This window comes from Limnohabitans sp. MORI2 (assembly GCF_027925025.1).
Lineage (GTDB): Bacteria > Pseudomonadota > Gammaproteobacteria > Burkholderiales > Burkholderiaceae_C > Limnohabitans.
The window spans coordinates 1,566,863-1,592,820 of record NZ_AP027058.1 but is presented as its reverse complement, the minus strand read 5'-3'; the positions used below and the strand labels follow the sequence as shown (position 1 = coordinate 1,592,820).

General features: G+C 54.1%; 22 protein-coding genes and 1 tRNA gene. 20 read left to right on the top strand and 3 right to left on the bottom strand.

Translation table 11 applies throughout. From position 1 onward, the window contains the following. Positions 1-23 precede the first annotated feature (23 nt). The gene (gene phaR, locus QMG27_RS07500) at positions 24-470 is read left to right on the top strand and encodes a polyhydroxyalkanoate synthesis repressor PhaR (protein ID WP_281810448.1); all 447 of its coding nucleotides are present in this window, start codon (positions 24-26) and stop codon (positions 468-470) included. Beyond that, entirely contained in the window at positions 467-1,846 is a 1,380-nt protein-coding gene (rimO, locus tag QMG27_RS07495; protein WP_281810447.1) for a 30S ribosomal protein S12 methylthiotransferase RimO, read from the top strand. Before phaR ends, rimO begins: the two co-directional genes overlap by 4 nt. Positions 1,847-1,898: 52 nt before the next feature. Here the strand turns inward: rimO and QMG27_RS07490 are convergent. Further along, positions 1,899-1,983, bottom strand: a tRNA-Leu gene (locus QMG27_RS07490). Between the two features lie 23 nt (positions 1,984-2,006). On the opposite strand from QMG27_RS07490, the gene rnr reads away from it, so the two are divergent. After that, a complete protein-coding gene (gene rnr / locus QMG27_RS07485; protein ID WP_348773632.1) occupies positions 2,007-4,256 on the top strand; it encodes a ribonuclease R in 2,250 nt (749 codons plus the stop codon). Between the two features lie 12 nt (positions 4,257-4,268). On the opposite strand, the gene QMG27_RS07480 is transcribed toward rnr, so the two are convergent. Then, positions 4,269-5,747 (bottom strand): NAD(P)H-hydrate dehydratase, encoded by a 1,479-nt coding sequence (locus QMG27_RS07480; RefSeq protein WP_281810446.1) that lies wholly within the window; start codon positions 5,745-5,747, stop codon positions 4,269-4,271. Next, positions 5,744-7,000: a D-amino acid dehydrogenase gene (locus tag QMG27_RS07475; protein WP_281810445.1), complete on the bottom strand. Its 1,257-nt coding sequence runs from the start codon at positions 6,998-7,000 to the stop codon at positions 5,744-5,746. The genes QMG27_RS07480 and QMG27_RS07475 overlap by 4 nt, the downstream gene beginning before the upstream one ends. Before the next feature lie 217 nt (positions 7,001-7,217). On the opposite strand from QMG27_RS07475, the gene rpsB reads away from it, so the two are divergent. The 17 genes from rpsB to carB all read left to right on the top strand — a co-directional run bounded on the left by rpsB (position 7,218) and on the right by carB (position 25,956). Then, entirely contained in the window at positions 7,218-7,958 is a 741-nt protein-coding gene (gene rpsB, locus QMG27_RS07470) for a 30S ribosomal protein S2 (RefSeq protein WP_281810444.1), read from the top strand. An 83-nt stretch (positions 7,959-8,041) separates the two neighbouring features. Next, entirely contained in the window at positions 8,042-8,935 is an 894-nt protein-coding gene (tsf, locus tag QMG27_RS07465) for a translation elongation factor Ts (protein ID WP_281810443.1), read from the top strand. Positions 8,936-9,012: 77 nt separating this feature from the next. After that, positions 9,013-9,735 carry a UMP kinase gene (gene pyrH / locus QMG27_RS07460; RefSeq protein ID WP_281810442.1) on the top strand — a complete coding sequence of 241 codons (723 nt, stop codon included), beginning with the start codon at positions 9,013-9,015 and terminating at the stop codon, positions 9,733-9,735. A gap of 45 nt (positions 9,736-9,780) precedes the next feature. Beyond that, positions 9,781-10,341 (top strand): ribosome recycling factor, encoded by a 561-nt coding sequence (frr, locus tag QMG27_RS07455; RefSeq protein WP_281810441.1) that lies wholly within the window; start codon positions 9,781-9,783, stop codon positions 10,339-10,341. 5 nt (positions 10,342-10,346) lie between these two features. After that, positions 10,347-11,183, top strand: a complete 837-nt coding sequence (locus QMG27_RS07450; protein WP_281810440.1) for a phosphatidate cytidylyltransferase — start codon at positions 10,347-10,349, stop codon at positions 11,181-11,183. Between the two features lie 29 nt (positions 11,184-11,212). Next, positions 11,213-12,406: a 1-deoxy-D-xylulose-5-phosphate reductoisomerase gene (ispC, locus tag QMG27_RS07445; RefSeq protein ID WP_281810439.1), complete on the top strand. Its 1,194-nt coding sequence runs from the start codon at positions 11,213-11,215 to the stop codon at positions 12,404-12,406. Positions 12,407-12,409: 3 nt separating this feature from the next. Further along, positions 12,410-13,780, top strand: coding sequence for an RIP metalloprotease RseP (gene rseP, locus QMG27_RS07440; protein ID WP_281810438.1), 1,371 nt, complete (start codon positions 12,410-12,412; stop codon positions 13,778-13,780). An 88-nt stretch (positions 13,781-13,868) separates the two neighbouring features. Then, on the top strand, positions 13,869-16,103 hold the full coding sequence (gene bamA, locus QMG27_RS07435; protein ID WP_281814560.1) for an outer membrane protein assembly factor BamA: 2,235 nt from the start codon (positions 13,869-13,871) through the stop codon (positions 16,101-16,103). Continuing rightward, positions 16,103-16,609 (top strand): OmpH family outer membrane protein, encoded by a 507-nt coding sequence (locus QMG27_RS07430; protein ID WP_281810437.1) that lies wholly within the window; start codon positions 16,103-16,105, stop codon positions 16,607-16,609. The genes bamA and QMG27_RS07430 overlap by 1 nt, the downstream gene beginning before the upstream one ends. Before the next feature lie 6 nt (positions 16,610-16,615). Beyond that, positions 16,616-17,599 carry a UDP-3-O-(3-hydroxymyristoyl)glucosamine N-acyltransferase gene (gene lpxD / locus QMG27_RS07425; RefSeq protein WP_281810436.1) on the top strand — a complete coding sequence of 328 codons (984 nt, stop codon included), beginning with the start codon at positions 16,616-16,618 and terminating at the stop codon, positions 17,597-17,599. A 2-nt stretch (positions 17,600-17,601) separates the two neighbouring features. Next, positions 17,602-18,039: a 3-hydroxyacyl-ACP dehydratase FabZ gene (gene fabZ, locus QMG27_RS07420; protein WP_281810434.1), complete on the top strand. Its 438-nt coding sequence runs from the start codon at positions 17,602-17,604 to the stop codon at positions 18,037-18,039. Positions 18,040-18,054: 15 nt separating this feature from the next. Then, on the top strand, positions 18,055-18,849 hold the full coding sequence (gene lpxA, locus QMG27_RS07415) for an acyl-ACP--UDP-N-acetylglucosamine O-acyltransferase (protein ID WP_281810433.1): 795 nt from the start codon (positions 18,055-18,057) through the stop codon (positions 18,847-18,849). Positions 18,850-18,854: 5 nt separating this feature from the next. Next, positions 18,855-19,997, top strand: a complete 1,143-nt coding sequence (gene lpxB, locus QMG27_RS07410) for a lipid-A-disaccharide synthase (protein ID WP_281810432.1) — start codon at positions 18,855-18,857, stop codon at positions 19,995-19,997. Continuing rightward, entirely contained in the window at positions 19,969-20,586 is a 618-nt protein-coding gene (gene rnhB, locus QMG27_RS07405) for a ribonuclease HII (protein ID WP_281810430.1), read from the top strand. The genes lpxB and rnhB overlap by 29 nt, the downstream gene beginning before the upstream one ends. Further along, positions 20,583-21,359, top strand: a complete 777-nt coding sequence (locus QMG27_RS07400) for an RNA methyltransferase (protein ID WP_281810429.1) — start codon at positions 20,583-20,585, stop codon at positions 21,357-21,359. Before rnhB ends, QMG27_RS07400 begins: the two co-directional genes overlap by 4 nt. 170 nt (positions 21,360-21,529) lie before the next feature. Next, positions 21,530-22,693 carry a glutamine-hydrolyzing carbamoyl-phosphate synthase small subunit gene (carA, locus tag QMG27_RS07395; protein WP_281810428.1) on the top strand — a complete coding sequence of 388 codons (1,164 nt, stop codon included), beginning with the start codon at positions 21,530-21,532 and terminating at the stop codon, positions 22,691-22,693. Positions 22,694-22,695: 2 nt separating this feature from the next. After that, positions 22,696-25,956: a carbamoyl-phosphate synthase large subunit gene (carB, locus tag QMG27_RS07390; protein WP_281810427.1), complete on the top strand. Its 3,261-nt coding sequence runs from the start codon at positions 22,696-22,698 to the stop codon at positions 25,954-25,956. Positions 25,957-25,958 lie beyond the last annotated feature (2 nt).

The following is a 25,958-nucleotide window of genomic DNA, read 5'->3' as shown; positions in this document are numbered from 1 at the left end:
CTCTTTCAACGGGAGCTGACTTCATGAGCAGCAAAAAATCAAGCACTTCAGACGACGCGCAAGACCGCGTGATCAAGAAGTACCCCAATCGCCGCTTGTATGACACTGCGTCATCGAGCTATGTGGCGTTGTCGGATATCAAGCAATTGGTCATGCAGCACGCGCCATTTCGCGTGGTGGATGCAAAGTCTGGGGATGACCTGACGCGCAGCATCTTGCTGCAAATCATCTTGGAGCATGAGTCAGATGGCGCGCCTATTTTGACGGAGCATGTCTTGGCCAACATCATTCGCTTTTATGGGCATTCGATGCAAGGGTTCATGGGCTCCTACTTAGAGAAGAACGTGCAAACGTTCATGGACAACGTGCCGCAGCTGCCCATCGTGCCCACACTGATGAACAGCTACGCCGAACAATTGCAAAAACAAACTGAACACATGATGGATGTCATGGGGTTGAAACGTAAATGACTGAAGTAACTGCACCAAAAGTAGGTTTCGTGAGCTTGGGCTGTCCCAAGGCTTTAACAGACTCTGAATTGATCTTGACGCAACTCAGCGCCGAGGGGTATCAGACGTCTAAAACTTTTGCCGGCGCTGATTTGGTCATCGTCAACACCTGCGGCTTCATTGATGACGCTGTGAAAGAAAGCCTCGACACCATTGGCGAAGCCTTGGCTGAAAACGGCAAGGTCATCGTCACAGGCTGCTTGGGCGCACGCCAAGCAGAAGGTGGCGCCAACTTGGTGATGGAGATGCATCCCAGTGTGTTGGCGGTCACTGGACCACACGCCACACAAGAGGTGATGGATGCGGTGCATGCGCATTTGCCCAAACCACATGACCCGTTCATTGACTTGGTGCCCAACAGCTTTGGTGAGGCGGGTGTCAAGCTCACGCCCAAGCACTATGCGTATTTGAAAATCAGCGAAGGCTGCAACCACCGTTGCACGTTTTGCATCATTCCGTCGATGCGCGGCGATTTGGTGAGTCGCCCGATTGGCGATGTGCTCAAAGAGGCGCGTGCGCTGTTCGAAGGTGGTGTGAAAGAGTTGTTGGTGATCAGCCAAGACACATCGGCTTATGGCGTAGATGTGAAGTACGTCACAGGTTTCTTTGATGGTCAACCCATCAAAACACGCACTTTAGAGCTGGCACAAGCTTTGGCTAAGCTGGCTGAGTCTTATGGCGCTTGGGTACGTTTGCACTATGTGTACCCATACCCCAGCGTTGATGACATCATCCCGTTGATGGCCACAGGTCATGTGTTGCCGTATTTGGATGTGCCGTTTCAGCACAGCCACCCCGATGTGTTGAAACGCATGAAGCGTCCAGCCAGCGGTGAGAAAAACCTAGAGCGCATTGCACGATGGCGCGAGCTGTGTCCGCAAATCGTGATTCGCAGTACTTTCATTGCAGGCTTTCCAGGTGAGACAGAAGAAGAGTTCGAGCACTTGCTCAACTTTGTACGCGAAGCCGAGATTGACCGCGCAGGTTGCTTTGCTTATAGCCCTGTAGACGGTGCCGCTGCCAACGACATTCCAGGCATGTTGCCGCAAGAGGTGCGTGAAGAGCGTCAAGCGCGTTTCATGGCCGTGGCAGAAGAGGTCTCAATTGCCAAGCTCAAGCGCCGCATTGGTTCAACCATCCAAGTGTTGGTCGACTCAGCGCCTGCCGGAGGCCGCAAAGGTGGTGTGGGGCGCAGCTATGCGGATGCGCCTGAAATTGATGGCGTGGTGAAGCTCTTGCCGCCTGAAAAGCTCAGCAAAGTGCTCAAAGTGGGTGAGTTCACTCGTGCCAAAGTGGTGGCCACTGACGGTCACGATCTTGTCGCACTTCCGATTTAAATTTACAAAAAACAAAAGCCACCTGAAAAGGTGGCTTTCATTTAACTTATATTGGTGCCCAGGAAGGGACTCGAACCCCCACGATGTTACTCGCTAGTACCTGAAACTAGTGCGTCTACCAATTCCGCCACCTGGGCATTTCAGGAAAGAGAGGCATTGTATCAAGAATTCCGCACACACCAGTGGTTTACTGGAAGAGTTTGTCGGCACCGTCTCGGGTCACCGTGATGGGCATGGCTTTGTGCAACGAGATGATGGCTCGCCTGATATCTTTTTGCCCCCTAACGAAATGCGTGCCGTGTTGCATCGCGATCGCGTCAAAGCGCGTGTGGTGCGCTTTGATCGCAAAGGTCGACCAGAGGGGCGCGTGGTTGAAATTTTGGAACGATCCAAGCAGCCCATCATTGGTCGCTTGCTGCAAGAGAGTGGCGTTTGGTTAGTGGCCCCTGAAGACAAACGCTACGGTCAAGATGTCTTGATCAACAAAGGTGCCACGGCCAAAGCTGCGGTGGGACAAGTGGTGGTGGTCGAGTTGACCGAGCCACCCAGTTTGTATGGTCAGCCTGTAGGCCGAATCAAAGAAGTGCTGGGCGAGGTGGACGACCCAGGCATGGAAATCGAAATCGCCGTGCGCAAATACGGTGTGCCCTATGAGTTTTCGGATGCGTGCTTGGCCATGGCGCGCAGCTTGCCTGATCAAGTGCGGCCACAAGACAAAAAGAACCGTGTGGATTTGACGGATGTGCCGCTCGTCACCATCGATGGCGAAGATGCGCGTGACTTTGACGATGCTGTGTATTGCGAACCTGCCAAAGTGGGCAAGGGCAAAGGCTGGCGTTTGTTGGTGGCGATTGCCGATGTGAGCAACTATGTGGAAACCGGCAGCGCGATTGACGTGGATGCTTATGACCGCGCCACCAGCGTGTACTTCCCGCGCCGAGTGATTCCGATGTTGCCCGAGAAGCTATCGAATGGTTTGTGTTCATTGAACCCAGACGTCGAGCGTTTGTGCATGGTGTGCGACATGCTCATCAGTGCCTCTGGCGATGTGGAGGCGTATCAGTTTTATCCAGCGGTGATGTTTAGCCATGCGCGCTTTACCTACACCGAAGTGGCGGCCATTTTGTCGAACACGCGCGGCCCAGAAGCGGCTAAGCGAAAAGACCGCATCGAAGACTTGATCAACTTGCACGATGTCTATGGCGCATTGCTCAAAGCGCGCCGAGTGCGAGGTGCAGTGGACTTTGAAACCACCGAAACACAAATCGTGTGTGACGAAAGTGGCCGCATTGACAAAATCATTCCTCGTGTGCGCAACGATGCGCACAAGCTGATTGAAGAGGCCATGTTGGCGGCTAACGTGTGTAGCGCGGATTTCATCTTGCAAAGCAAGCACCCAGGTTTATTCCGTGTGCACGAAGGCCCAACACCCGAAAAGATTGACTTGTTGCGTGGCTACCTCAAAGCCACAAACGTGGGTTTGACGGTGGGCGACAACCCAAAGCCATCGGAGTTTCAAGCGATTGCAGAGGCCACCAAAGAGCGGCCAGACGCACAGCAAATCCATTCGATGTTATTGCGCTCGATGTCGCAGGCCGTTTACACACCCGACAACAACGGCCACTTTGGTTTGGCGTTTGAGGCGTACACCCACTTCACCAGTCCGATTCGTCGTTACCCCGACTTGCTGGTGCACCGCGTCATCAAAGCGATTTTGACCAAGCGCAAATACACCTTGCCGGCATTGCCTACACCGGGTGAAGCGCATGCCAAACTGGCGCGTCGTTTGGCGTCACGTGTGCGTGAACCAGAAGGCAAATTGGCAGTTAAGACCAAGCCATCACCAGATCAACAAGCCTGGGAAGCTGCAGGTTTGCACTGCAGCGCTAACGAACGTCGCGCCGATGAAGCCAGCCGCGATGTGGAAGCATGGCTCAAGTGCAAATACATGCGCGAGCATCTGGGGGAGGAATACAGCGGTGTGGTCACGTCAGCAACTGGCTTTGGCTTGTTTGTGACCTTGGATGCTATGTACGTCGAAGGCCTGGTGCACATCACCGAGCTGGGTGGCGAATATTTCCGCTTCGATGAAATGCGTCAAGAGCTGCGTGGTGAGCGCACAGGCATTCGCTATGGCATTGGTTCACGCGTGCGCATTCAGGTGAGTCGTGTGGATTTGGATGGCCGCAAGATTGATTTCCGCTTGGTGCGTGAAGCCGATGAGCTGTTGCCTCGCAATGGCAAAGAGGCTTCTGGTTCGCCCATGCAGAACTTCAAAACAGCGGTGAAAAAAGCATTCACCAAAATCAGTGGCAAGGGCGGGCGTGGTGAACCTAAATCGTCGTCAGGGCGCTCGGGTAAATCTGCTGACAAAAAAGGTGGCGCAAAGAGTCGACGTTCCCGAAAGTAGGTCGTTTTGGTGTTAACGCACTGATGCAGCCAGTAGGGCTGCATCGAGTACAGGCCCCGTGCTAGGCCATTCGTCTGCTATCTGCCCGTGTGCAAACACGGCTTGGCAGGTTGCTTCAAACACATCGTGATTGCTTGTGATGTACGCGCCAACCAGACCCGCCAGTACATCCCCGGTGCCAGCCGTGGCAAGCAAGGCATTGCCAGAGCCGTTGATGACGGGTGTTTGCATTGGGCCGGCGATGATGCTGCCCGAGCCTTTGAGTATCACCACGCACTGAAAGCGCTGAGCCAATTGTTGCGCGGCAACGATGCGGTTGTGTTGCACCTCCTTGGTCGTGCAGTTCAACAAGCGTGCTGCTTCAAGTGGATGTGGTGTGAGCACGGTGGGCTTGAGTCGTGCGCTACGTTTGATCAACAAGCTTTGCAGGGATGTGTCGCGTGCCACCGCATTGAGTGCATCGGCATCGAGCACCAGTTGTTGCGAGGATGACAGCACGTTCGGCAAAAGTGCGTGTATGTCATCGCCGCCACCGCAGCCGCACACGACAGTGGATGTTTGGAGATTCAAATCTTCAGGTGCGCGCACCATGAGCGGTGGGTGCGCTGCTGAGATGGCATGTCTTGCAGAGGCATCCAAGACGCCTGTGAATACTCGGCCTGCACCGCCATGCAAAGCTGCGACCGCTGCAAGAGTGGCTGCGCCGCTCATGCCTGACGCTCCACCAATCACCGACACGTCACCATAGCTACCTTTGTGTGAGTTGTGTGATCGTCGTTTCGCTGTTGTGATGCCTTGCTGTAGCCAAGCGCTGCATGCCTGTGTAGTTTCAACGTGAAGGTCGTTGAACCAAACCTGACCTGATGCATCACGCCCATCAGCGCTGAATAAACCCGGTTTTAAGGTGAGCAAACTCAGCGTGTGACACTGTGAATTGGTTGGGCCTGATTTGGCAGGTCCCAACCATTCACCTGTGTCTGCATTCAAGCCTGTGGGGATGTCGACGCACAGCGTCGGGGCCGCGGTGTTTTGCAATGCGTCTAGCCACTGTGCCATCACGCCATCGGGGCTGCGTTGTGCGCCGATGCCAAGCAGCGCATCAATCGCTAGGTCAAATTGTTCGGGAATTTGCTGGGCAAACGTCACGCCTGCTGCTTTGGCGCGTTGCCATGCGCGTTGCGCGTCAACTGGGCAGTGTTCATCTTGGCCTAACCAAGTCACGATAGGGTGTTTGCCCCACGATTGCAAATGCACGGCAGCTTCAAGGCCATCGCCACCATTGTTGCCAGGGCCGCAGGCAATCCAAATTTTTTGTGCGTGCGGTGCGATCGCCAATGCCAGTTGTGCCGTGGCCAAACCCGCACGTTGCATCAGTGTGTAAGCGGGCAGGGTGGCTTGTGCTTCGGCCTCAATGCTTCGGGTCTGCGCCACGTTGTACAGCGGCCATTTGGTTTGGCTGTTGATGCGTTGCGTCAGGCCGAGTTTGCTCATCGTTGAAGATGCAGTCGTTCAAGGCCGAGGCCTTGTAAATCAATGTCTGGGCTTTTGCCGTTGATGCTATCTGCCACTGCGCGGGCACTGCCGCAAGCCAAGGTCCAACCGCTTGCGCCGTGACCGAGGTTAAGCCACACACCCGAGATGCCACTGGCGCCGACGATGGGCGGGCCATCCGGCAGCATCGGGCGCGAGCCTTTCCACACCTGCACACTGTCTTGCGTACGTGCCGCCCCCGGAAACCAATTGTCCAGCACGCGGTATAGCGTTTTGATACTGGCAGGGTCATGGCGTTTGGCGTTGCCGCCAATTTCGGAACCGCCTGACACACGAACACGTTGTCCCAAGCGGCTGATGGCCACTTTGTATTGTTCGTCGATGACGCCACTGCGTGGCGCATCTAAAGGTTCACGCACGGCTGCGCTGATGGCGTAGCCGTGCACTGCAGCTAATGGAATGCGCAGCCCCAAGGGGCGAACGATTTGCGCACTCGCCAAGCCTGCGCTTACAACCACCGCATCAAACTTTTCCCCCATGTCGTGCTCAGAAGTGCGAATTGTTTTGGGTTGCGCGTTAGAGAGCGGCTGTACGGGCGTGTTGAAGTGAAATTTCACGCCCAAGGCTTCGGCTTCGCTCTTGAGCAGCAGCGTGAACTGGCGGCAGTTGCCAATTTCGTCGTCCGGAAAATGAATGGCTTGCGCCAGAGTTGTTTCGGGGTTGAGCGCAGGCTCAATGCCACGCGCTTCTTCGGCGTCGAGTGTCTTGAAACTCAGCCCTGCATCGCGCATGACTTGCAAGCTGTCTTGCATGAGTTGGATTTCTCGCTCTGTGCGCAGCAGCACCATGAAGCCTTGACTGTGCTCGTGCTCCAAATTGAGGGTGTCGGTGAGCGTGCGCATGCGGTGATGGCTGTACTCAGCCAAGCGCAGCATGCTGGCACGGTTGCGTGCGAAAGTGGCGGGTTTGCTGGCTTTGCGCATTTGCCACAGCCAGCGCCAATCGGCCATGCTAGGGCTAGAAATACGCAGCGGCGTGTCACGTTGCCACAGGTGCGACAGGATGTGTTTGACCACGCCTGGACGTGCCCACGGCGAGGCATAGCCTGCAGATGCAACACCAGTGTTGGCAAAGCTGCACTCTTCGGCGGCTGCGCCATTGCGTTCGAAAACGCTGACTTGGTGGCCTTGTGTGGCTAGTTCGTAGGCGGTGGTGATGCCAATCACGCCTGCGCCAATCACGGCGACCTTCATGGGCAAATCCTTGTTGAAGGCGTGTGGATGGGGGGTAAGGGCATGTCTGGGTGTGCTAGAATCATCGGGTTTTTCCGAGGTTTGAGGCGTTTGCATCAAGTTCGGATAAATATCACTCGCAAACCAGCCCAATCAAGGTGTTGCCAAAAGCTTTTCAAGAATGAAAACTGGCGGTGATGATGGGCTGGATTTTAGACCCAACCTTTGGAGTAACTCTATGTCAGTCACTATGCGCGATATGCTGGAAGCCGGCGTCCACTTTGGTCACCAAACTCGCTTCTGGAACCCCAAGATGTCACCGTTCATCTTCGGTCACCGCAACAAAATTCACATCATCAACTTGGAAAAATCGTTGCCGATGTTCCAAGACGCCATCAAGTTCGTCAAGCAGTTGTCTGCGAACCGTGGCACCGTGTTGATGATCGGTACCAAGCGTCAATCACGCGAAATCGTCGCCGCTGAAGCACAACGTGCTGGCGTGCCTTATGTTGACCAACGTTGGTTGGGCGGCATGTTGACCAACTTCAAAACAGTCAAGACATCGATCAAGCGTTTGAAAGATATGAAAATCCAGCAAGAAGCTGGTTTGGACGCTTTGTCTAAAAAAGAACAACTGATGTTCAAGCGCGAAATGGAAAAGCTTGAGAAAGACATCGGCGGCATCCAAGATATGGCTGTGTTGCCAGATGCGATCTTTGTGATCGACGTCGGCTACCACAAGATTGCCATCGCTGAAGCTCGCAAGTTGGGTATCCCATTGATCGGTGTGGTGGACTCTAACCACTCACCCGAAGGCATCGACTACATCATCCCAGGTAACGATGACTCTTCTAAGGCTGTGACTTTGTACGCTCGCGGCATCGCTGACGCGATCATCGAAGGTCGTGCCAACGCCACCAACGACTTGGTCAAAGCTGTGACCGAAGGCGGCGAAGAGTTTGTTGAAGTCGCTGCTTAATCGCGCAACCCAAGCTTGAAAAGGGGCTTGTGAAGCCCCTTTTTCACACCCAAATTGTTTTGAACTGAATACGGAGAATTTAAATGGCTGCAATTACCGCAAGCATGGTCGCTGAACTGCGCGCAAAAACTGACGCTCCCATGATGGAGTGCAAAAAAGCTTTGACAGAGGCCGATGGTGACATGGCCAAAGCGGAAGAGTTGTTGCGCGTCAAGCTCGGTAGCAAAGCTGGCAAGGCTTCTAGCCGCGTGACCGCCGAAGGCGTCGTGGCAAGTTTCATCAGCGGCAACACAGGTGCTTTGCTCGAAGTGAACTGCGAAACTGACTTCGTGACCAAGAACGACAGCTTCTTGGCTTTGGCGCAAGCCGCTGCCAAGTTGGTGGCTGAACACAACCCAGCTTCGATTGAAGCTTTGGGTGCGTTGCCTTACGAACAAGAAACTTTCGGCCCAACGCTCGAAGACGTGCGCAAAGGCTTGATTGGCAAGATCGGTGAGAACATGAGCTTCCGCCGCTTCAAGCGTTTCGACGGCGCACACAAGTTGGCTTCATACTTGCACGGCACACGCATTGGTGTGTTGGTCGAGTTCGATGGCGACGAAACAGCGGCTAAAGATGTGGCCATGCACGTGGCAGCGATGAAGCCTGTGGCATTGACCAGCGCCGATGTGCCTGCTGACTTGATCGAAAAAGAACGTTCAGTAGCTGCAGCCAAAGCTGCCGAGTCTGGCAAGCCTGCCGACATCGTCACCAAGATGGTGGAAGGTTCTGTGCAGAAGTACCTCAAAGAGGTGTCTTTGTTTGACCAAACTTTCGTCAAGAACGACAAGCAAACCGTTGAGCAAATGCTCAAGGCTGCCAACACCAAAGTGGCTTCTTTCACCTTGTATGTGGTGGGCGAAGGCATTGAGAAGAAGGTTGACGACTTTGCAGCCGAAGTGGCCGCCCAAGTCGCTGCCGCTAAGCAAACTGCTTAAACATCAAGGGGGGCTTAGGCTCCCCTTTTGATATCCCCCGTACATCAATTTCACCGCACACATCAAGGAGCTTTTTCATGACCACACCTCAACCAGCCTTTAAGCGCATTTTGCTCAAGCTGTCTGGGGAGGCCTTGATGGGCGACGATGCGTTCGGTATTAACCGCGCCACGATTGAGCGCATCGTGGGCGAGGTCAATGAAGTCACGCAACTCGGTGTGGAAGTGGCGGTGGTGATTGGTGGCGGCAACATCTTCCGTGGTGTCGCGGGCGGCTCTGTCGGTATGGATCGCGCTACGGCAGACTACATGGGTATGCTGGCCACGGTGATGAACTCTTTGGCTTTGGCTGATGCCATGAACAAAACCGGCATGACCGCACGCGTGATGTCTGCGATTGCAATTGACCAAGTGGTTGAGCCTTATGTTCGTCCTAAGGCGTTGCAATACCTCGAAGAGGGCAAGGTAGTCGTGTTTGCCGCCGGTACAGGTAACCCCTTCTTCACCACCGATACAGCAGCGGCTTTGCGCGGTGCTGAGATTGGTGCAGAAATGGTGCTCAAGGCCACCAAAGTGGATGGTGTGTACACCGCGGACCCCAAGAAAGACCCTAGCGCTACACGTTACAGCGAAATCAGCTTTGACGACGCCATTGGCCAAAACCTCGGCATTATGGATGCCACAGCATTTGCGCTGTGCCGTGACCAAAAATTGCCAATCAAAGTGTTCTCTATTTTCAAGAACGGTGCGCTCAAGCGTGTCGTCATGGGCGAAGACGAAGGCACCTTGGTGCACGCCTAATTTCCGATTTATCTGAACCTCACTCTGCTACCTGAGGAGCACAACATGACCATCGCTGATATCAAGAAAACCACTGAAACAAAAATGGGCCAATCGATTGCGGCCTTTAGCAACAGCTTGACCAAAATTCGCACCGGTCGTCCCAGCCCGTCGCTGTTAGACAGCGTGCAAGTCGACTACTACGGTTCCATGGTGCCGATCAGCCAAGTGGCCAACGTGTCTTTGTTGGATGCGCGCACCTTGAGTGTTCAGCCTTGGGAAAAACCAATGGCTGCCAAGATTGAAAAAGCCATCCGCGACAGCGATTTGGGTTTGAACCCATCGGCCATGGGTGAGTTGATTCGTGTACCCATGCCACCCATGTCGGAAGAGCGTCGCAAAGAGCTGACCAAAGTGGTTCGCAACGACGGCGAAAACGCCAAGATCGCTGTGCGTAATTTGCGCCGCGATGCCAACGAATCTGTGAAGAAATTGGTCAAAGACAAACTCGCTTCTGAAGACGACCAAAAACGCGCGGAAGCCGACATCCAAAAAGTGACCGACAGCCACATTGCTGAGATTGACAAACTCATCGCCAGCAAAGAACAAGAAATCATGGCGGTCTAAGCCAGATGCTCAAGCAACGCGTCATCACCGCGCTGGTTTTGTTGGCGCTGCTGCTGCCAGCTTTGTTGGCGAATACTGCTGAGCCTTTGGCGGGCCTGACCCTTGTCTTGATCGCTGCAGGTGCTTGGGAGTGGGGGCGTTTGAACGGGTTTGCTATGCGTGGCTCGTTGCGTGTGGCCGCCGTGTGCGTGATGCTGTGCTTGTACACATGGTCTGCACGCTGGGCCTATGACGCACCAGCCCATGTTTGGACGATCACCGGTGCTGCTTGGGTGCTTGTGGCTGGCTGGTTGATTCGCCAAGGCGTCGATCGTTGGGCCAGCATTTCACGAGTTCTGCGCTTGGTGGTGGGCGTGTTGGCGCTGTGGCTCACATGGGTGGCGATGTACCAAGCCAAGGTCATAGGCGTGAACTTTTTGTTGTCGGTGTTGTTCCTCGTGTGGATGGCCGACATTGCTGCTTATTTTTCAGGCCGAGCGTTTGGTCGCCGCAAACTTGCTCCCGCCATCAGTCCCGGCAAAAGCTGGGAAGGTGTGTGGGGCGGTATGGTGGGCGTGTTGCTCATGGCTTGCGTGTGGATTTGGATCGACACCCAATATGCGGTGGATGCCCCGAGCCTTTACACCCGTCTATACAACCGCGGCGTACCTTTCTTGGTATTGGCGACGCTGTTCCTCACCATGATGAGTGTGGCGGGGGACTTGGTGGAGTCACTGGTTAAACGCAGTGCTGGCATGAAAGACAGCAGCCAATTGCTGCCAGGGCACGGTGGTGTGTTGGACCGTGTGGATGCCTTACTACCCGCCTTACCGTTGGCCATGATGTTGGCGCAAACGGTGTGATGGACAAACATAAAAGCAGATCCTCGGATATGAAGCCACAACACATCACGGTGCTGGGCTCTACAGGCTCAATTGGCACCAACACCCTAGACGTCATCGCACGTCACCCAGATCGTTTTCAAGTGTTCGCACTTTCTGGCGCCACGCAAGTGGATTTGATGTTGCGCCAATGCGCGCAGTTCAAACCGCGCTTTGCAGTGATGGTTCACGCAGAGGCTGCACAGCAACTCAAAGACAAAGTCAAAGCAGAAGGCTTAGCGACCGAAGTGCTCAGTGGCGCTGTGGCCTTGGATGAGATTGCTGCTCATCCGGAAGTGGATGCCGTGATGGCTGCTATCGTGGGTGCTGCCGGTTTGTCGCCTTGCTTGGCGGCTGCACGTGCAGGCAAACGTTTGCTGCTCGCAAATAAAGAAGCTTTGGTGGTTGGTGCTGAAGTATTTTTAGATGCTGTCAAACAAGGCGGTGCCACACTGCTGCCGATTGATAGCGAGCACTCCGCGATTTTTCAGTCCTTGCCAGAGGATGCAGGGACTTGGGATGCGCGTGTGGAAAAAATCATTCTCACCGCATCGGGCGGACCGTTTCGCACGCGTGATTTGGCTACGCTCAGAGATGTGACGCCTGAGCAAGCCTGCGCACACCCCAATTGGGTGATGGGGCGCAAAATTTCGGTGGACTCCGCCACCATGATGAACAAAGCGCTGGAAGTGATTGAGGCGCGTTATTTGTTTGGCTTACCACCCGAGCGTTTAGAGGTGGTGATTCACCCACAAAGCATCATTCATTCCATGGTGCAGTACCGAGACATGTCGGTGGTCGCGCAGCTAGGAACACCTGATATGCGTGTACCAATTGCTTACGGTTTGAGCTGGCCTGAGCGCATGGATTCAGGCGCGCAAGCTTTAGATTTTCATGCCTTGTCAGCGATGACCTTTGAGGCTTTGGATGACCACGGTCACCCCGAACGTTTTGCTGGGATTCATTTGGCGTGGGATGCTTTGCGTGGTCCGCGCGGTACAACTGCCGTACTCAATGCGGCCAATGAAATCGCAGTGGCCGCATTCTTGGAGCGCCGCATTCGCTTTGATCAAATCCATGCTGTCAATCAAGAAAGCTTGACACAACTTTCCCCCTCTGTGCCTCACACGCTCGATGATTTATTGTCATTGGATGCCCAAGCGCGTGTTGTTGCAGAGCAAGTGGTTCGTTTGTTGGCCTCTTAATTCATGACGCTGCTTACATTCTTGCTGGCGTTAGGAGTACTCATCACGGTGCATGAGTGGGGGCATTACCGTGTCGCGGTTGCTTGTGGTGTCAAGGTGTTGACCTTCTCCATTGGATTTGGCAAGCCATTGTTGCGCTGGAAATCTCGTCGCTCACATCTAGGGCAAGAGACGGAGTTTTGTATTGGCTGGATACCCTTGGGTGGGTTCGTGAAGATGCTAGATGAGAACGAGGGCGAAGTGGCAGCCAAAGATTTGCCCATGGCTTTCAATCGTCAGCCCTTATGGGCGAGGGCATCTATTGTCCTAGCCGGACCTTTGGCTAATTTGCTTTTGGCAGTGTGTTTGTATGCCGCGATGTTTGGTATCGGTCAATACCAAACGTCAGCCACCTTAGCGGCGCCGGTCGTGGGGTCTGTGGCTGATATCGCCGGTTTACAAAGTGGTGACACTGTGTTGCGATTGGGAACGCATGCGGATGATTTGGACGAAGTGACCTCTTTGGAGAACATGCGTTGGCAGTTGTTGCAGCAGGCAGAGTCTGCGGTTTACTTAGAGGTGAAATCTCTGGGCAAGCAAACACCGCACGTGTTGCATTTGCCAGAGTTGCCCTCTGGTGTGATCACAAAGGAAGCGAATGCATGGCAAGCTCGGGGTTTGACCGTGGCATGGAGTCGAGCCCTGGTGGGTGAAATTCAACCTCATTCACCCGCTCAAAAAGCAGGTTTGCAACATGGCGACGAGGTGTTGCGCATTGATGGAAAAGTAGTTATTGATGCCTATGCTTTGCGGTCCATCGTGCGTCAGAGTGGTTCAGAGGAAGAGCCACCTTGGCAGATGTGGGAGATTGCACGTGGTGGGCGATACCTCACCCTGAATGTGCGTCCTGAGCGCGTTTTCGAGGGCTCTCAGCATTTCGGGCGAATCGGTGCGCAAGTCGGTGAGCCCCCCGCTCAGGTCTGGGTTCAGTCAGATGCGTTTGACAGCATCTCTCGTGCACTCTCGCAGACGAGACAAGTTATCACCATGACGCTTGAGATGTTAGGCCGTTTAATCACAGGCCAAGCCTCGTTGGACAACTTAAGCGGGCCGCTAACTATGGCCGATTACGCGGGGCGATCGGCTAACCTTGGTATGAGCGCTTTTTTGGGCTATTTGGCTCTGGTTAGCATCAGCTTGGGCGTGTTTAACCTGCTGCCACTGCCTGTGCTCGATGGTGGGCACCTGTTGTATTATCTTTATGAGGCCTGCACAGGCCATCCTCCCTCACCTGATTGGCTTGATGCCTTGCAGCGCGTGGGTCTGGTGGTCCTTGTGACTTTGATGGTTTTTTCTCTTTTTAACGACATGGTTCGCCTAGGCTGGCTTTTATAGCCACCTGAACATACACAAGACTATGCAATTTCCAGAATTTCGTCGCACCACTTTGGCCCAGACAACTGCATTTTTCGCAGGAGCCTTGATGGCGCTCAATGCGCTCGCCGCAAACCCTTTCATGGTGCGCGATATTCGTGTGGAAGGTTTGCAGCGTGTCGAGCCGGGTACTGTTTTTGCCTCCGTGCCATTTCGCGTGGGAGATCAATACACCGATGAGAAAGGTGCAGCGGCCATTCGGAGTTTATTTGCGCTTGGACTTTTCAAAGATATTCGAATCGAAGTCAACGGCGATGTGCTGGTGGTGATTGTGGAGGAGCGTCCTAATATTGCCTCTGTTGAATTCATTGGGACCAAAGAATTCGACAAAGATACATTGAAAAAAGCGCTCAAAGATATTGGTTTGACGGAGGGGCGTCCCTTTGATAAGGCCTTAGCAGACCGCGCTGAGCAAGAGCTCAAGCGTCAGTATGTGAACCGCAGTTTGTACGGTGCGGAAATCATCACCACCATCACACCGGCAGAACGCAATCGCGTGAATTTGTCGTTCACCGTGATCGAAGGCGATTTGGCCAAGATCAAAGAAATGCGCGTGGTGGGTGCCAAGGCATTTGATGAGTCCAAGTTGTTGGATCAGTTTGATCAAGGTACAGGCAACTGGCTGAGTTGGTACACCAAATCAGACCGTTATTCGCGCACCAAACTCAACGCTGATTTAGAAACATTACGTGCTTGGTATCTGGCCCGTGGTTACTTGGAATTTCGCATTGATTCCACCCAAGTGGCAATTTCTCCAAATAAACAAGACATCAGCATCACCATCAACGTGACAGAAGGTGACCGTTTTGTGGTCTCTGAGGTGGCGATGGAAGGCTACTACTTGGGCAAAGACGATGAGTTCAAGTCGCTCATTGAAATCCAAGCAGGCAAGGCATACAACGCCGATGAGGTTGCTCGCACCACCAAGGCCTTCAATGAGTATTTTGGTAATTTCGGTTTTGCTTTTGCGCGTACAGATGTTCGTCCGGAAATTGACCGTGCCACCAACCGTGTGAAGTTGGTGTTGGTTGCAGATCCTGCTCGCAGGGCTTATGTGCGACGCATCAATATTGTGGGCAACAACCGCACGCGTGACCAAATCGTACGTCGTGAATTCCGTCAAACAGAGGCATCTTGGTATGACGGTGAGAAAATCCGTTTGTCACGCGACCGTATCAATCGCCTGGGTTACTTCAAAGACGTCGAAATTGACACGCAAGAAGTGCCATCGACACAAGATCAGGTGGATTTGAATGTCAATGTGGTTGAGAAGCCAACGGGCATGTTGACTTTGGGCGCGGGTTTTTCAAGTGCTGAAAAAATGACGTTGTCTTTTGGCGTTCAGCAAGACAACGTATTTGGTTCAGGTCACAACCTTGGACTGCAGATCAGCACCAGTAAATTTAATCAATACTACATTCTGAATACGACAGATCCATACTTCACAGAGGATGGTGTGTCGCGTACCTATGAGCTGTATCACCGATCTAGCAAGCCATACCTCACCCAAGGCGGTAACTACAGATTGATTACTTCGGGTCTAGGCTTGCGCTTCGGTATTCCTTTCAGTGAACTCGACCGAGTGTTTGTTGGGGCTGCTGCGGAGCGGACAGAGCTTGTGCCTGGTACAAATATGCTGGGTGTTCATGCCGAGCTGTGCCAACAGTTTGGTTGCATCGCGCAGAACTTACCCATTACAGCGGGCTGGGCGCGCGATAGTCGTGACAGTTATCTCAACCCAAACAATGGGAAGTTCATTCGACTTAACTCAGAAGTTGGCACTTTTGGTGATGCGCGATACGCCAAGCTGGGCGGACAGTATCAGCAATATTTACCGCTGACCAAGCAGTACACATTTGCTTTTAATGCCGATTTGGGTCTGGGCAAGGGCTTGAATGGGCAAACCCTGCCTTTCTATAAGAACTACTACTCTGGTGGTCTGGGTTCTGTGCGCGGTTTCGAGCAAGGTACTCTAGGTCCACGCGATGTGACTGGTCCAGTGATCGGTGGTGCGAAGAAGGTGACATTGAATACAGAGTTTTTGATGCCATTCCCAGGAGCTGGCAACGATCGAACACTGCGTTTGTATGGTTTTTACGATGTGGGTAATGTTTTTGGTGAGTTCCAAAAAATTGAGGTCAGCCAGTTGCGTAGCTCATATGGCGCTGGTCTGAGCTGGGTCTCTCCGATGGGACCATTACGTTTTGCGTGGGCACGTCCGATTCGTTCGTTCCCAGGCGATAGAATTCAACAATTGCAATTCCAAATTGGGACGTCTTTCTGATGACTACGCTGATTCGTCAAATTTCCTTGGCTGTTTTACTGAGCTTGGCGGCGGTGCATGCGCAAGCTGAGGAAATCCGCATTGGCTTTATCAATACAGATCGTATTTTTAAAGAATCAAATACAGCCAAACAAGCGCAAGCCAAGCTTGAGCAAGAGTTTTCCAAACGTGAAAAAGAGCTGATTGATGCAGAGAAGTCTTTGAAATCAGCGGTTGAGAAATTTGAGCGTGATGCGCCTACGTTGTCTGAGTCACAACGCATGACGCGTCAAAAGCAGTTGGGTGAGCAAGACCGTGACTTCCAACGCAAACGCCGTGAGTTTCAAGAAGAGCTCAATGCCCGCAAAAACGAAGAATTCCAGCAAGTGCTCGAACGTGCCAATCGTGTGATCAAGCAAGTGGCTGAAACTGAAAAATATGACCTGGTGTTGCAAGAAGCTGTGTACATCAACCCCAAGCACGACATCACCGACAAAGTGCTGAAGGTCATCAACGCCGCTAAATAATCTGCCGTGGCACTGCGTCTCGGCCAGATCGTTGAAAGTTTGGGTGGTCGCCTCATTGGTGACCCCCAACACCTGATTCAAAAGCTTGCGCCGCTTGACACCGCTCAAATCGACGCGCTCAGTTTTCTAAGCAACCCCAAATACCAATCTCAGCTTGCTACGACGCAAGCAGGCTGTGTCATTGTGTCGCCGTCAGTTGCCGAAACTGCAGAAGTTTCGACGGCCTTGATCGTGGCGGACAATCCCTATCACTACTTTGCACGATTGACTCAGCTTTGGCGTCAACACACACGTGTGGCTAATGACCCATTAGTTCACCCGAGTGCGGTGATTCACCCTCAAGCCCATGTAGATGCCAGTGCGCGCATTGGTCCTCTGTGTGTGGTCGAGCGCGGCGCGCATATTGGCGCGAACACATGGTTGAAATCAGGCGTCACCGTGGGCGAAGATTGCCGCATCGGTGAGCGTTGCATCGTGCACGCAGGCGTGGTCATTGGCGCTGACGGATTTGGTTTCGCTTTGTTCGAAGGGCGTTGGGAAAAGATTGAGCAACTCGGTGCCGTGCGCATTGGTAACGATGTAGAAGTTGGTGCGAACACCTGTATTGATCGCGGTGCTTTGGACGACACCATCATTGAAGACGGTGTCAAGCTAGACAACTTGGTGCAAATTGGTCACAACGTCCATGTCGGAGCCAATACGGCCATGGCCGGTTGTGCTGGCGTGGCAGGCAGTGCACGCATCGGTGCCAATTGCACGGTGGGTGGCGGCGCGGTTGTATTGGGGCATTTGCAATTGGCCGATGGTGTTCACATCTCGGCAGCTTCGGTGGTCATGCGCTCCATTCGTCAGCCTGGCCAGTACAGCGGTGTGTTCCCAATCGACGACAATGCTGCGTGGGAGAAAAACGCCGCTACGCTACGCCAATTGCATCGCTTGCGCGACCGTATCAAATCTCTTGAATCAGCTTTTGAAAGTCAAAAAAAATGAGCATGGATATTCACCAAATCTTGAAGCAGTTGCCACATCGCTACCCATTTTTGTTGGTAGATCGCGTAACCGAAATTGATAAAGGCAAGAGCATCAAGGCGCTCAAAAATGTGACCATGAACGAGCCGTTCTTCGGTGGCCACTTTCCGCATCACCCCGTCATGCCTGGTGTGTTGATTTTGGAAGCCTTGGCTCAAGCCGCAGCCTTGTTGGCATTTGACACCTTGGGTGCTGCACCTGATGACAAAACTGTGTATTACTTCGCGGGTATCGATGGTGCGCGTTTCAAGCGCCCCGTCGAGCCAGGTGATCAGCTCACGCTTGAAGTGGAGCTGGAGCGTATGAAAGCTGGCATCTTTAAATTCAAAGCACGTGCCAAAGTGGGTGATGTGGTAGCCACCGAAGCTGATTTGATGTGCACCATGCGTTCTATCGCTTAACACGCCAACCCAAAGATGAGCCTCATTCACGCCACCGCCATTGTGGACCCCAAGGCCGAGCTTGACAGTTCGGTGCAGGTGGGGCCTTACACCATCATTGGCCCGAACGTTCGCATCGGCGCAGGCACGACCGTTGGTCCGCATTGCGTCATTGAGGGCCACACCACGATTGGCAATGACAACCGAATTTTCCAATTCAACTCATTGGGCGCTATTCCGCAAGACAAGAAGTACGCGGGCGAGCCTTGCGAATTGATCATCGGTGACCGCAACACCATTCGTGAGTTTTGCACGTTCAACATTGGCTCACCCGGCGATGCGGGCGTGACCAAAGTGGGTAACGACAACTGGATCATGGCTTATGTGCATTTGGCACACGATTGCATCGTGGGCAACCACACCATCTTCGCTAATAGCGCGCAGTTGGCTGGTCATGTGCATGTGGGCGACTGGGTGATTTTGGGTGGCTTCACCGTGGTGCATCAGTTCGTGCGCATTGGTGCACACAGCTTCTCGGCCATGCATTCGTTGTTGTTTGCCGATGTACCTCCATTTGTGATGTGCCAAGGACAACCTGCTGAGCCTCGTTCGATGAACTTTGAAGGCTTGCGTCGTCGCGGTTTTTCAGCCGAACGAATCAGCGCGGTCAAAGGCATGCACAAAGCCTTGTATCGCGATGACTTGACCTTAGAGCATGCCAAAGAGCGCATTGCCGCTTTGACCCAAGAAAAACCAGAGGCTGCGCCCGATGTGGCCATGATGCTGGACTTCTTGAACACTACATCGCCGCAACGCGGCATCATTCGCTAAAACTCATGGCTGAGGGCCTGTCTTTCTCGCTCGTCGCAGGCGAGGCCTCGGGCGATTTGCTGGCGGCTCTGTTGCTTGGCGGTATGCGTGAGAAGTGGCCTGCCATGCATAGTTCAGGCATTGGCGGTCAGCGTATGGCTGAGCAGGGTTTCCAAGCGCAGTGGCCTTACGAAAAACTCGCCGTGCGTGGCTATGTCGAAGTGCTGCGCCATTACCTAGAAATTGTGGGCATTCGCAACCAGCTGCGCGAACGCTTGCTGGCTCATCCACCCAGCGCTTTCATTGGTGTGGATGCACCCGACTTCAACCTTGATTTAGAGCGCGACCTCAAAGCACAAGGTATTCCAACGATTCACTTTGTGTGTCCTTCCATTTGGGCATGGCGCGCAGACCGTGTCGAGAAGATTCGCCAAAGCGTCGACCACGTGTTGTGCATCTTCCCGTTTGAAACCGACTTGCTCGCGCAGCATGGGATTGATGCCACGTATGTGGGGCACCCTTTAGCCAAAAACATTCCCGATGTGCCTGATCGTGCAGCTGCTCGGACTGCACTAGGCTTGCCGCAAGACGCGACGGTGGTGGCGTTACTACCAGGTAGCCGCAGCTCTGAAATTGAGTATTTGGCGAAGCGCTTTTTACAAGCAGCGCAACGAATGGCTAAGCAACAACCAGGCATGCACTTTGTGTTGCCCGCCATGCCTGCTTTGCGCGCGCGTATCGAGACCATCGTCAAAGGAGTGGGCGAGGTGCCCAATCTCTTAATCCTTGATGGTCAATCTCATGCGGCCTTGGCAGCCTGTGATGTCACACTCATTGCCAGTGGCACGGCCACACTCGAAGCCGCGTTGTTCAAGCGTCCCATGGTGATTGCCTACAACATGAACTGGCTGAGCTGGCAAATCATGCGCCGTAAAAAGCTTCAACCTTGGGTCGGTTTGCCCAATATCTTGTGCCAAGACTTTGTTGTGCCTGAGTTGTTGCAAGACGCTGCTACGCCCGACGCACTGGCACAAGAGGTGTTGCAATGGCTACACAACCCTGCGGCAGCGGCCGCTGTTCAACAACGCTTTGCCGCGCTGCACGATACGCTGCGCCGCGACACACCCGCACTGGCGGCTCATGCGATCGAAAAAGTTCTTGCGCGCTGAGCAAGCCGCGCTCATTTGGGACGCCCCAGGCTTAATCGCCGGGGTGGATGAGGCTGGCCGTGGGCCGCTGGCGGGGCCTGTAGTGGCCGCTGCCGTGATCTTGGATGACTTGAACCCCATTGCGGGCTTGGCCGACTCCAAAAAACTCACCGCCTTGAAGCGCGAGCGTTTGTACGACGAGATTCGCGCCAAGGCTTTGTGCTGTTCCATCGCTGAAGCGACGGTGGAAGAAATTGACGAGCTCAATATTTTGCAAGCCACCATGTTGGCCATGCGTCGCGCCGTAGAAGGCTTGCGCCTGAAACCCACCAAGGTGCTGGTCGATGGCAACCGCTTGCCCGTCTTGGATGTGTTGGCCGAAGCCATAGTCAAAGGCGACAGCAAGGTGCAAGCCATTTCAGCAGCGTCCATCTTGGCTAAAGTCCACCGTGACCGTTGGTGCCAAGAGTTGCATGCGCAGTATCCGCAATACGGTTTTGATGGCCACAAGGGCTATGGCACCGCGGCGCACTTGCAAGCCCTCAAAAAGCACGGCGCTACGCCTTGGCACCGCAAATCGTTTTCTCCTGTGACCGAGGTGTTGAAATGAACTTGATCACCTCGCGTGACAACCCCTTGGTCAAAGACCTGCGCCGTTTGTCGCAAGACAGCACGGCCTATCGCAAACTGGGACGCGTGTGGCTTGAGGGCGATCATCTGTGCCGTGCTGCACTCACGCGTGGCGTCAAGCCTGAGCATGCGGTGTTTGCTGAATCGCTGTGGGCCAATGCGCCGCGTGAGTGGACGCAAGCAGCTGAGCGCAACACCGTGTTGCCCGACGCGCTGTTTGCCGAAATCAGCAGCCTTGAGTCTCCCGCCAAGATGGGATTTGTGTTGAAGGCGCCGGCATCCCAAGAAGTTCAAGCCACCACACCAACGGTCGTACTAGATCGTGTGCAGGATGCAGGGAATGTGGGCTCGATTTTGCGAAGTGCTTCTGCCTTTGGCTTTAAGCAAGTGTTGGCGATCAAAGGGGCAGCAGCTTTGTGGTCACCCAAAGTCTTGCGAGCTGGTATGGGCGCACATTTCGGGCTTCATTTGGTCGAAGGTCTGAGCGTCGACGATTTGAATGCCTTGGACATGCCTTGGGTCGCCACCAGCTCGCACCAAGGTCCGTTTTTGCACACCTTGCTGGCCGAAGCTAAGCTGCCCATGCCCTGCGCTTGGCTGATGGGGCATGAAGGGCAGGGCGTGTCGCCCGCCTTGGCCGAGCGTGCGGCTGTTCATGTACGCATTGCCCAACCAGGCGGAGAAGAGTCGCTCAATGTGGCCTCGGCTGCTGCTATTTGCTTACACGCCAGCGCCACCTGTCATTTGGCTTAATTCGCCTACTTTGATTCGGGAAAACCAGTGCCTCGGATATAATGAGAGGCTTTCCCGCATCAACCCGTACGCCACAGCTCAAACCTAGGCAAATTCCTCGAACAAAGCAGCCCAAGAGACACGTTCTCTGGTAAGCGCTGAGGCGTACCCGAACTATTCCGGAGAACCCAGTGCTTTTGTCTCTTCAGGGAACCTTCCCGCCCGCCATCTTGGCGCTCGCAGACGGCACGGTCTTTATCGGCAACTCGATCGGAGCATCAGGCTCTACCGTCGGCGAAGTGGTGTTCAACACCTCACTCACCGGCTACCAGGAAATCCTCACTGACCCCAGCTACTGCCAGCAGATCGTCACCTTGACGTACCCGCATATCGGTAACTACGGCGTCAACGTGGAAGACATCGAAGCTGACAAAGTCCATGCCGCTGGCTTGATCATCAAAGACCTGCCTTTGGTCGCAAGCAACTTCCGCTCGAACCAAACCTTGTCGGCCTACTTGACCGATGCAGGCACGGTTGCGATTGCCAACATCGACACCCGTCAACTCACTCGCATCTTGCGTACCAAGGGCGCGCAAAACGGCGCGATCGTCGGCTTAGCCAAAGGGCAAGAAGTCACACAAGCCGTGATCGACCAAGCGGTGGCTGCCGCCAAAGGCGCCCCCAATATGGCGGGCCTAGATTTGGCCCAAAAAGTCACTGTGTCCAAGTCGTATGAGTGGACACAGACCGAGTGGACCTTGGGCGAAGGCTACGGCAACTTGACTGCACCTAAGTTCCATGTGGTCGCTTACGACTTTGGCGTGAAGAAAAACATCTTGCGCATGTTGGCCCAGCGCGGTTGCAAAGTGACCGTGGTGCCTGCGAAGACGCCTGCGGCTGAAGTGCTCAAGCACAACCCCGATGGCATCTTCTTATCTAACGGCCCTGGCGACCCTCAGCCTTGTGACTACGCGATTGCTGCGGCTGCTGAGTTGATCGAAACCGGCATTCCCACATTCGGCATTTGCTTGGGTCACCAAATCATGGCTTTGGCCAGCGGTGCCAAAACCTTCAAGATGAAGTTTGGCCACCACGGTGCCAACCATCCCGTGAAAGACCTCGACTCAGGTCGTGTCTCTATCACCAGCCAAAACCACGGTTTTGCGGTGGACGAAAAATCATTGCCAGCCAACTTGCGTGCCACGCACGTGTCTTTGTTTGACGGCACGTTGCAGGGCTTGGCCCGTACCGACAAGCCCGCGTTTTGCTTCCAAGGTCACCCCGAAGCATCGCCCGGTCCACACGACATTGCTTACCTCTTTGACCGCTTCATCAAATTGATGGAGGCGAAATAATCATGCCCAAGCGTTCCGACATTAAAAGTATTCTCATCATCGGCGCAGGCCCGATCATCATTGGTCAGGCGTGTGAGTTTGATTACTCTGGCGTGCAAGCGTGTAAAGCGTTGCGTGAAGAGGGCTACAAAGTCATCTTGATCAACAGCAACCCTGCCACGATCATGACCGATCCAGCCACGGCAGACGTCACCTACATTGAGCCCATCACTTGGCAAACGGTTGAGAAGATCATTGCCAAAGAGCGTCCCGATGCCATCCTGCCCACCATGGGCGGCCAAACCGCGCTCAACTGTGCGTTGGACTTGTGGCACCACGGCGTGTTGGCCAAGTACAAGGTCGAGCTAATTGGCGCAACGCCTGAAGCCATCGACAAAGCCGAAGACCGCTTAAAGTTCAAAGACGCCATGACCAAGATCGGTTTGGGCTCTGCGCGTTCAGGCATTGCCCACAGCATGGAAGAAGCGTGGGATGTGCAAAAGCGCGTGGGCTTCCCCACTGTCATTCGCCCCAGCTTCACGCTCGGCGGCACAGGCGGTGGTATTGCCTACAACTCGGAAGAGTTTGAAACGATTTGCAAGCGAGGCTTGGAAGCGTCACCCACCAATGAGTTGTTGATTGAAGAATCGCTCGTCGGCTGGAAAGAGTATGAGATGGAAGTGGTGCGCGACAAGGCGGACAACTGCATCATCATTTGCTCGATCGAAAACTTAGACCCTATGGGTGTGCACACCGGTGACTCGATCACCGTGGCGCCCGCGCAAACCTTGACCGACAAGGAATACCAAATCATGCGCAATGCCTCGTTGGCTGTGTTGCGTGAGATTGGTGTGGACACCGGCGGTTCGAACGTGCAGTTCTCCATCAATCCGAAAGACGGTCGTATGGTCGTCATTGAGATGAATCCACGTGTGTCGCGTTCATCGGCATTGGCTTCTAAAGCCACGGGTTTCCCGATTGCGAAAGTCGCAGCTAAGTTGGCTGTGGGCTACACGCTTGATGAGCTCCGCAACGAAATCACGGGCGGTGCTACGCCTGCGTCGTTCGAGCCATCGATCGACTATGTGGTGACGAAGATTCCACGTTTTGCGTTTGAGAAATTTCCAACCGCTGACAGCCGCTTGACCACCCAAATGAAATCGGTGGGCGAGGTCATGGCCATGGGGCGTACCTTCCAAGAGTCCTTCCAAAAAGCCTTGCGCGGTTTGGAAGTGGGCGTGGATGGCATGAACGAAAAAACGCAAGACCGCGAAGTGCTCGAGAAGGAACTGGGCGAGCCAGGTCCAGAGCGCATTTGGTATGTGGGCGATGCGTTTGCGCAAGGCATGAGCGTGGAAGAAGTGTTCTCGCTCACCAAGATTGACCGCTGGTTCTTGGTGCAGATTGAAGAGATCGTGAAGATCGAGTTGGAGCTTGAGACCACCACGCTCGAAGCAATTTCTGCCCAAGAGTTGCGCGCCTTGAAAAAGAAGGGCTTCTCCGATCGCCGCTTGGCCAAGTTGCTCAAGACCACAGAGCACGCTGTGCGTGCACGTCGCCATGCGTTGAATGTTCGTCCTGTGTACAAGCGCGTGGATACCTGTGCAGCTGAGTTCTCCACAGACACGGCGTACATGTACTCGTGCTACGAAGGCCATGGTGATGGTGAGTGCGAAGCAGAACCCACCACCAACAAAAAAATCATGGTGCTCGGCGGCGGTCCTAACCGCATCGGCCAAGGTATTGAGTTTGACTACTGCTGCGTTCACGCTGCACTCGCCATGCGCGAAGACGGCTATGAAACCATCATGGTCAACTGCAACCCAGAGACTGTGTCGACCGACTACGACACGTCGGACCGCTTGTACTTTGAGCCATTGACGCTCGAAGACGTGCTCGAAATCGTGGACAAAGAAAAACCAACTGGCGTCATCGTTCAATACGGTGGTCAAACACCTTTGAAATTGGCGCTCGGCTTAGAAGCTGCTGGCGTGCCCATCATTGGTACCAGCCCCGACATGATTGACGCTGCGGAAGACCGTGAGCGTTTTCAAAAGTTGTTGCAAGACCTCGGCTTGCGCCAACCCCCCAACGCTACTGCACGCACTGAAACCGAAGCGCTTGAAAAAGCCGCTGAGTTGGGCTACCCCTTGGTGGTTCGCCCCAGCTATGTGTTGGGTGGTCGTGCGATGGAAATCGTGCATGAGCAACGTGACCTTGAGCGCTACATGCGCGAAGCGGTCAAAGTGTCGAACGACTCGCCCGTGCTCTTGGACCGTTTCTTGAACGACGCCATCGAGTGCGATGTTGACTGCTTGCGCGACCCAGAAGGCAAGACCTTCATCGGCGGCGTGATGGAACACATTGAACAAGCGGGCGTGCACAGCGGTGACTCGGCTTGCTCCTTACCTCCTTACTCATTGTCAGACGCCACAGTGACTGAACTCAAGCGCCAATCCGCTGCGATGGCCGGTGCTTTGAATGTGGTCGGCTTGATGAACGTGCAGTTCGCGATTCAACATGTGGATGGCAAAGACGTCATCTACGTGCTCGAAGTGAACCCGCGCGCGTCACGCACCGTGCCTTATGTGTCCAAAGCGACTGGCATTCAGTTGGCCAAGGTGGCAGCACGTTGCATGGCTGGTCAAACGCTCGCATCACAAGGTATCGCCAAAGAAGTCACACCGCCTTATTTCAGCGTGAAAGAAGCAGTGTTCCCATTTGTGAAGTTCCCAGGTGTCGATACGATTCTTGGCCCAGAGATGAAGTCCACGGGCGAAGTCATGGGCGTGGGTAAAACATTTGGCGAAGCATTCGTGAAGAGCCAACTGGGTGCAGGCACCAAGTTGCCTCGTCCACGCGATGCCGATGGTCGCTCGACAGGCAAGGTGTTCATCTCGGTGAAGAACAACGACAAGCCCCGTGCCATCAAAGTGGCGCGTGAGCTGTCTGCCTTGGGCTTTGAATTAATTGCCACCAAAGGTACTGCGTCTGCAATTATGGAGGCGGGTGTGCCTTGCGATGTGGTGAACAAAGTGACTGAAGGTCGCCCACACATCGTGGACAGCATAAAGAACAACGAAGTCGTGTTGGTCATCAACACCGTGGAAGAGCGTCGCAATGCGATTGCTGATTCGCGTCACATTCGTACCTCGGCATTGCTCAATCGCGTGACCACTTTCACCACCATCGCCGGCGCGGAAGCGGCTGTGGAAGGCATGAAGTACATGGACAAGTTGGAAGTTATTTCGGTGCAAGAAATGCACGCCCAATTGACAGCTTAAGG

What these genes read in the sequence shown, in the direction of transcription:
- rseP (WP_281810438.1), top strand. Translation starts at nt 12,410, where the DNA reads ATGACGCTGCTTACATTCTTGCTGGCGTTAGGAGTACTCATCACGGTG.
- frr (WP_281810441.1), top strand. Translation starts at nt 9,781, where the DNA reads ATGACCATCGCTGATATCAAGAAAACCACTGAAACAAAAATGGGCCAA.
- QMG27_RS07480 (WP_281810446.1), bottom strand. Translation starts at nt 5,747, where the DNA reads ATGAGCAAACTCGGCCTGACGCAACGCATCAACAGCCAAACCAAATGG.
- rimO (WP_281810447.1), top strand. Translation starts at nt 467, where the DNA reads ATGACTGAAGTAACTGCACCAAAAGTAGGTTTCGTGAGCTTGGGCTGT.
- pyrH (WP_281810442.1), top strand. Translation starts at nt 9,013, where the DNA reads ATGACCACACCTCAACCAGCCTTTAAGCGCATTTTGCTCAAGCTGTCT.
- lpxA (WP_281810433.1), top strand. Translation starts at nt 18,055, where the DNA reads ATGAGCCTCATTCACGCCACCGCCATTGTGGACCCCAAGGCCGAGCTT.
- QMG27_RS07450 (WP_281810440.1), top strand. Translation starts at nt 10,347, where the DNA reads ATGCTCAAGCAACGCGTCATCACCGCGCTGGTTTTGTTGGCGCTGCTG.
- tsf (WP_281810443.1), top strand. Translation starts at nt 8,042, where the DNA reads ATGGCTGCAATTACCGCAAGCATGGTCGCTGAACTGCGCGCAAAAACT.
- bamA (WP_281814560.1), top strand. Translation starts at nt 13,869, where the DNA reads ATGGCGCTCAATGCGCTCGCCGCAAACCCTTTCATGGTGCGCGATATT.
- rpsB (WP_281810444.1), top strand. Translation starts at nt 7,218, where the DNA reads ATGTCAGTCACTATGCGCGATATGCTGGAAGCCGGCGTCCACTTTGGT.
- lpxB (WP_281810432.1), top strand. Translation starts at nt 18,855, where the DNA reads ATGGCTGAGGGCCTGTCTTTCTCGCTCGTCGCAGGCGAGGCCTCGGGC.
- rnhB (WP_281810430.1), top strand. Translation starts at nt 19,969, where the DNA reads ATGCGATCGAAAAAGTTCTTGCGCGCTGAGCAAGCCGCGCTCATTTGG.
- fabZ (WP_281810434.1), top strand. Translation starts at nt 17,602, where the DNA reads ATGGATATTCACCAAATCTTGAAGCAGTTGCCACATCGCTACCCATTT.
- carB (WP_281810427.1), top strand. Translation starts at nt 22,696, where the DNA reads ATGCCCAAGCGTTCCGACATTAAAAGTATTCTCATCATCGGCGCAGGC.
- phaR (WP_281810448.1), top strand. Translation starts at nt 24, where the DNA reads ATGAGCAGCAAAAAATCAAGCACTTCAGACGACGCGCAAGACCGCGTG.
- QMG27_RS07475 (WP_281810445.1), bottom strand. Translation starts at nt 7,000, where the DNA reads ATGAAGGTCGCCGTGATTGGCGCAGGCGTGATTGGCATCACCACCGCC.
- QMG27_RS07430 (WP_281810437.1), top strand. Translation starts at nt 16,103, where the DNA reads ATGACTACGCTGATTCGTCAAATTTCCTTGGCTGTTTTACTGAGCTTG.
- QMG27_RS07400 (WP_281810429.1), top strand. Translation starts at nt 20,583, where the DNA reads ATGAACTTGATCACCTCGCGTGACAACCCCTTGGTCAAAGACCTGCGC.
- ispC (WP_281810439.1), top strand. Translation starts at nt 11,213, where the DNA reads ATGAAGCCACAACACATCACGGTGCTGGGCTCTACAGGCTCAATTGGC.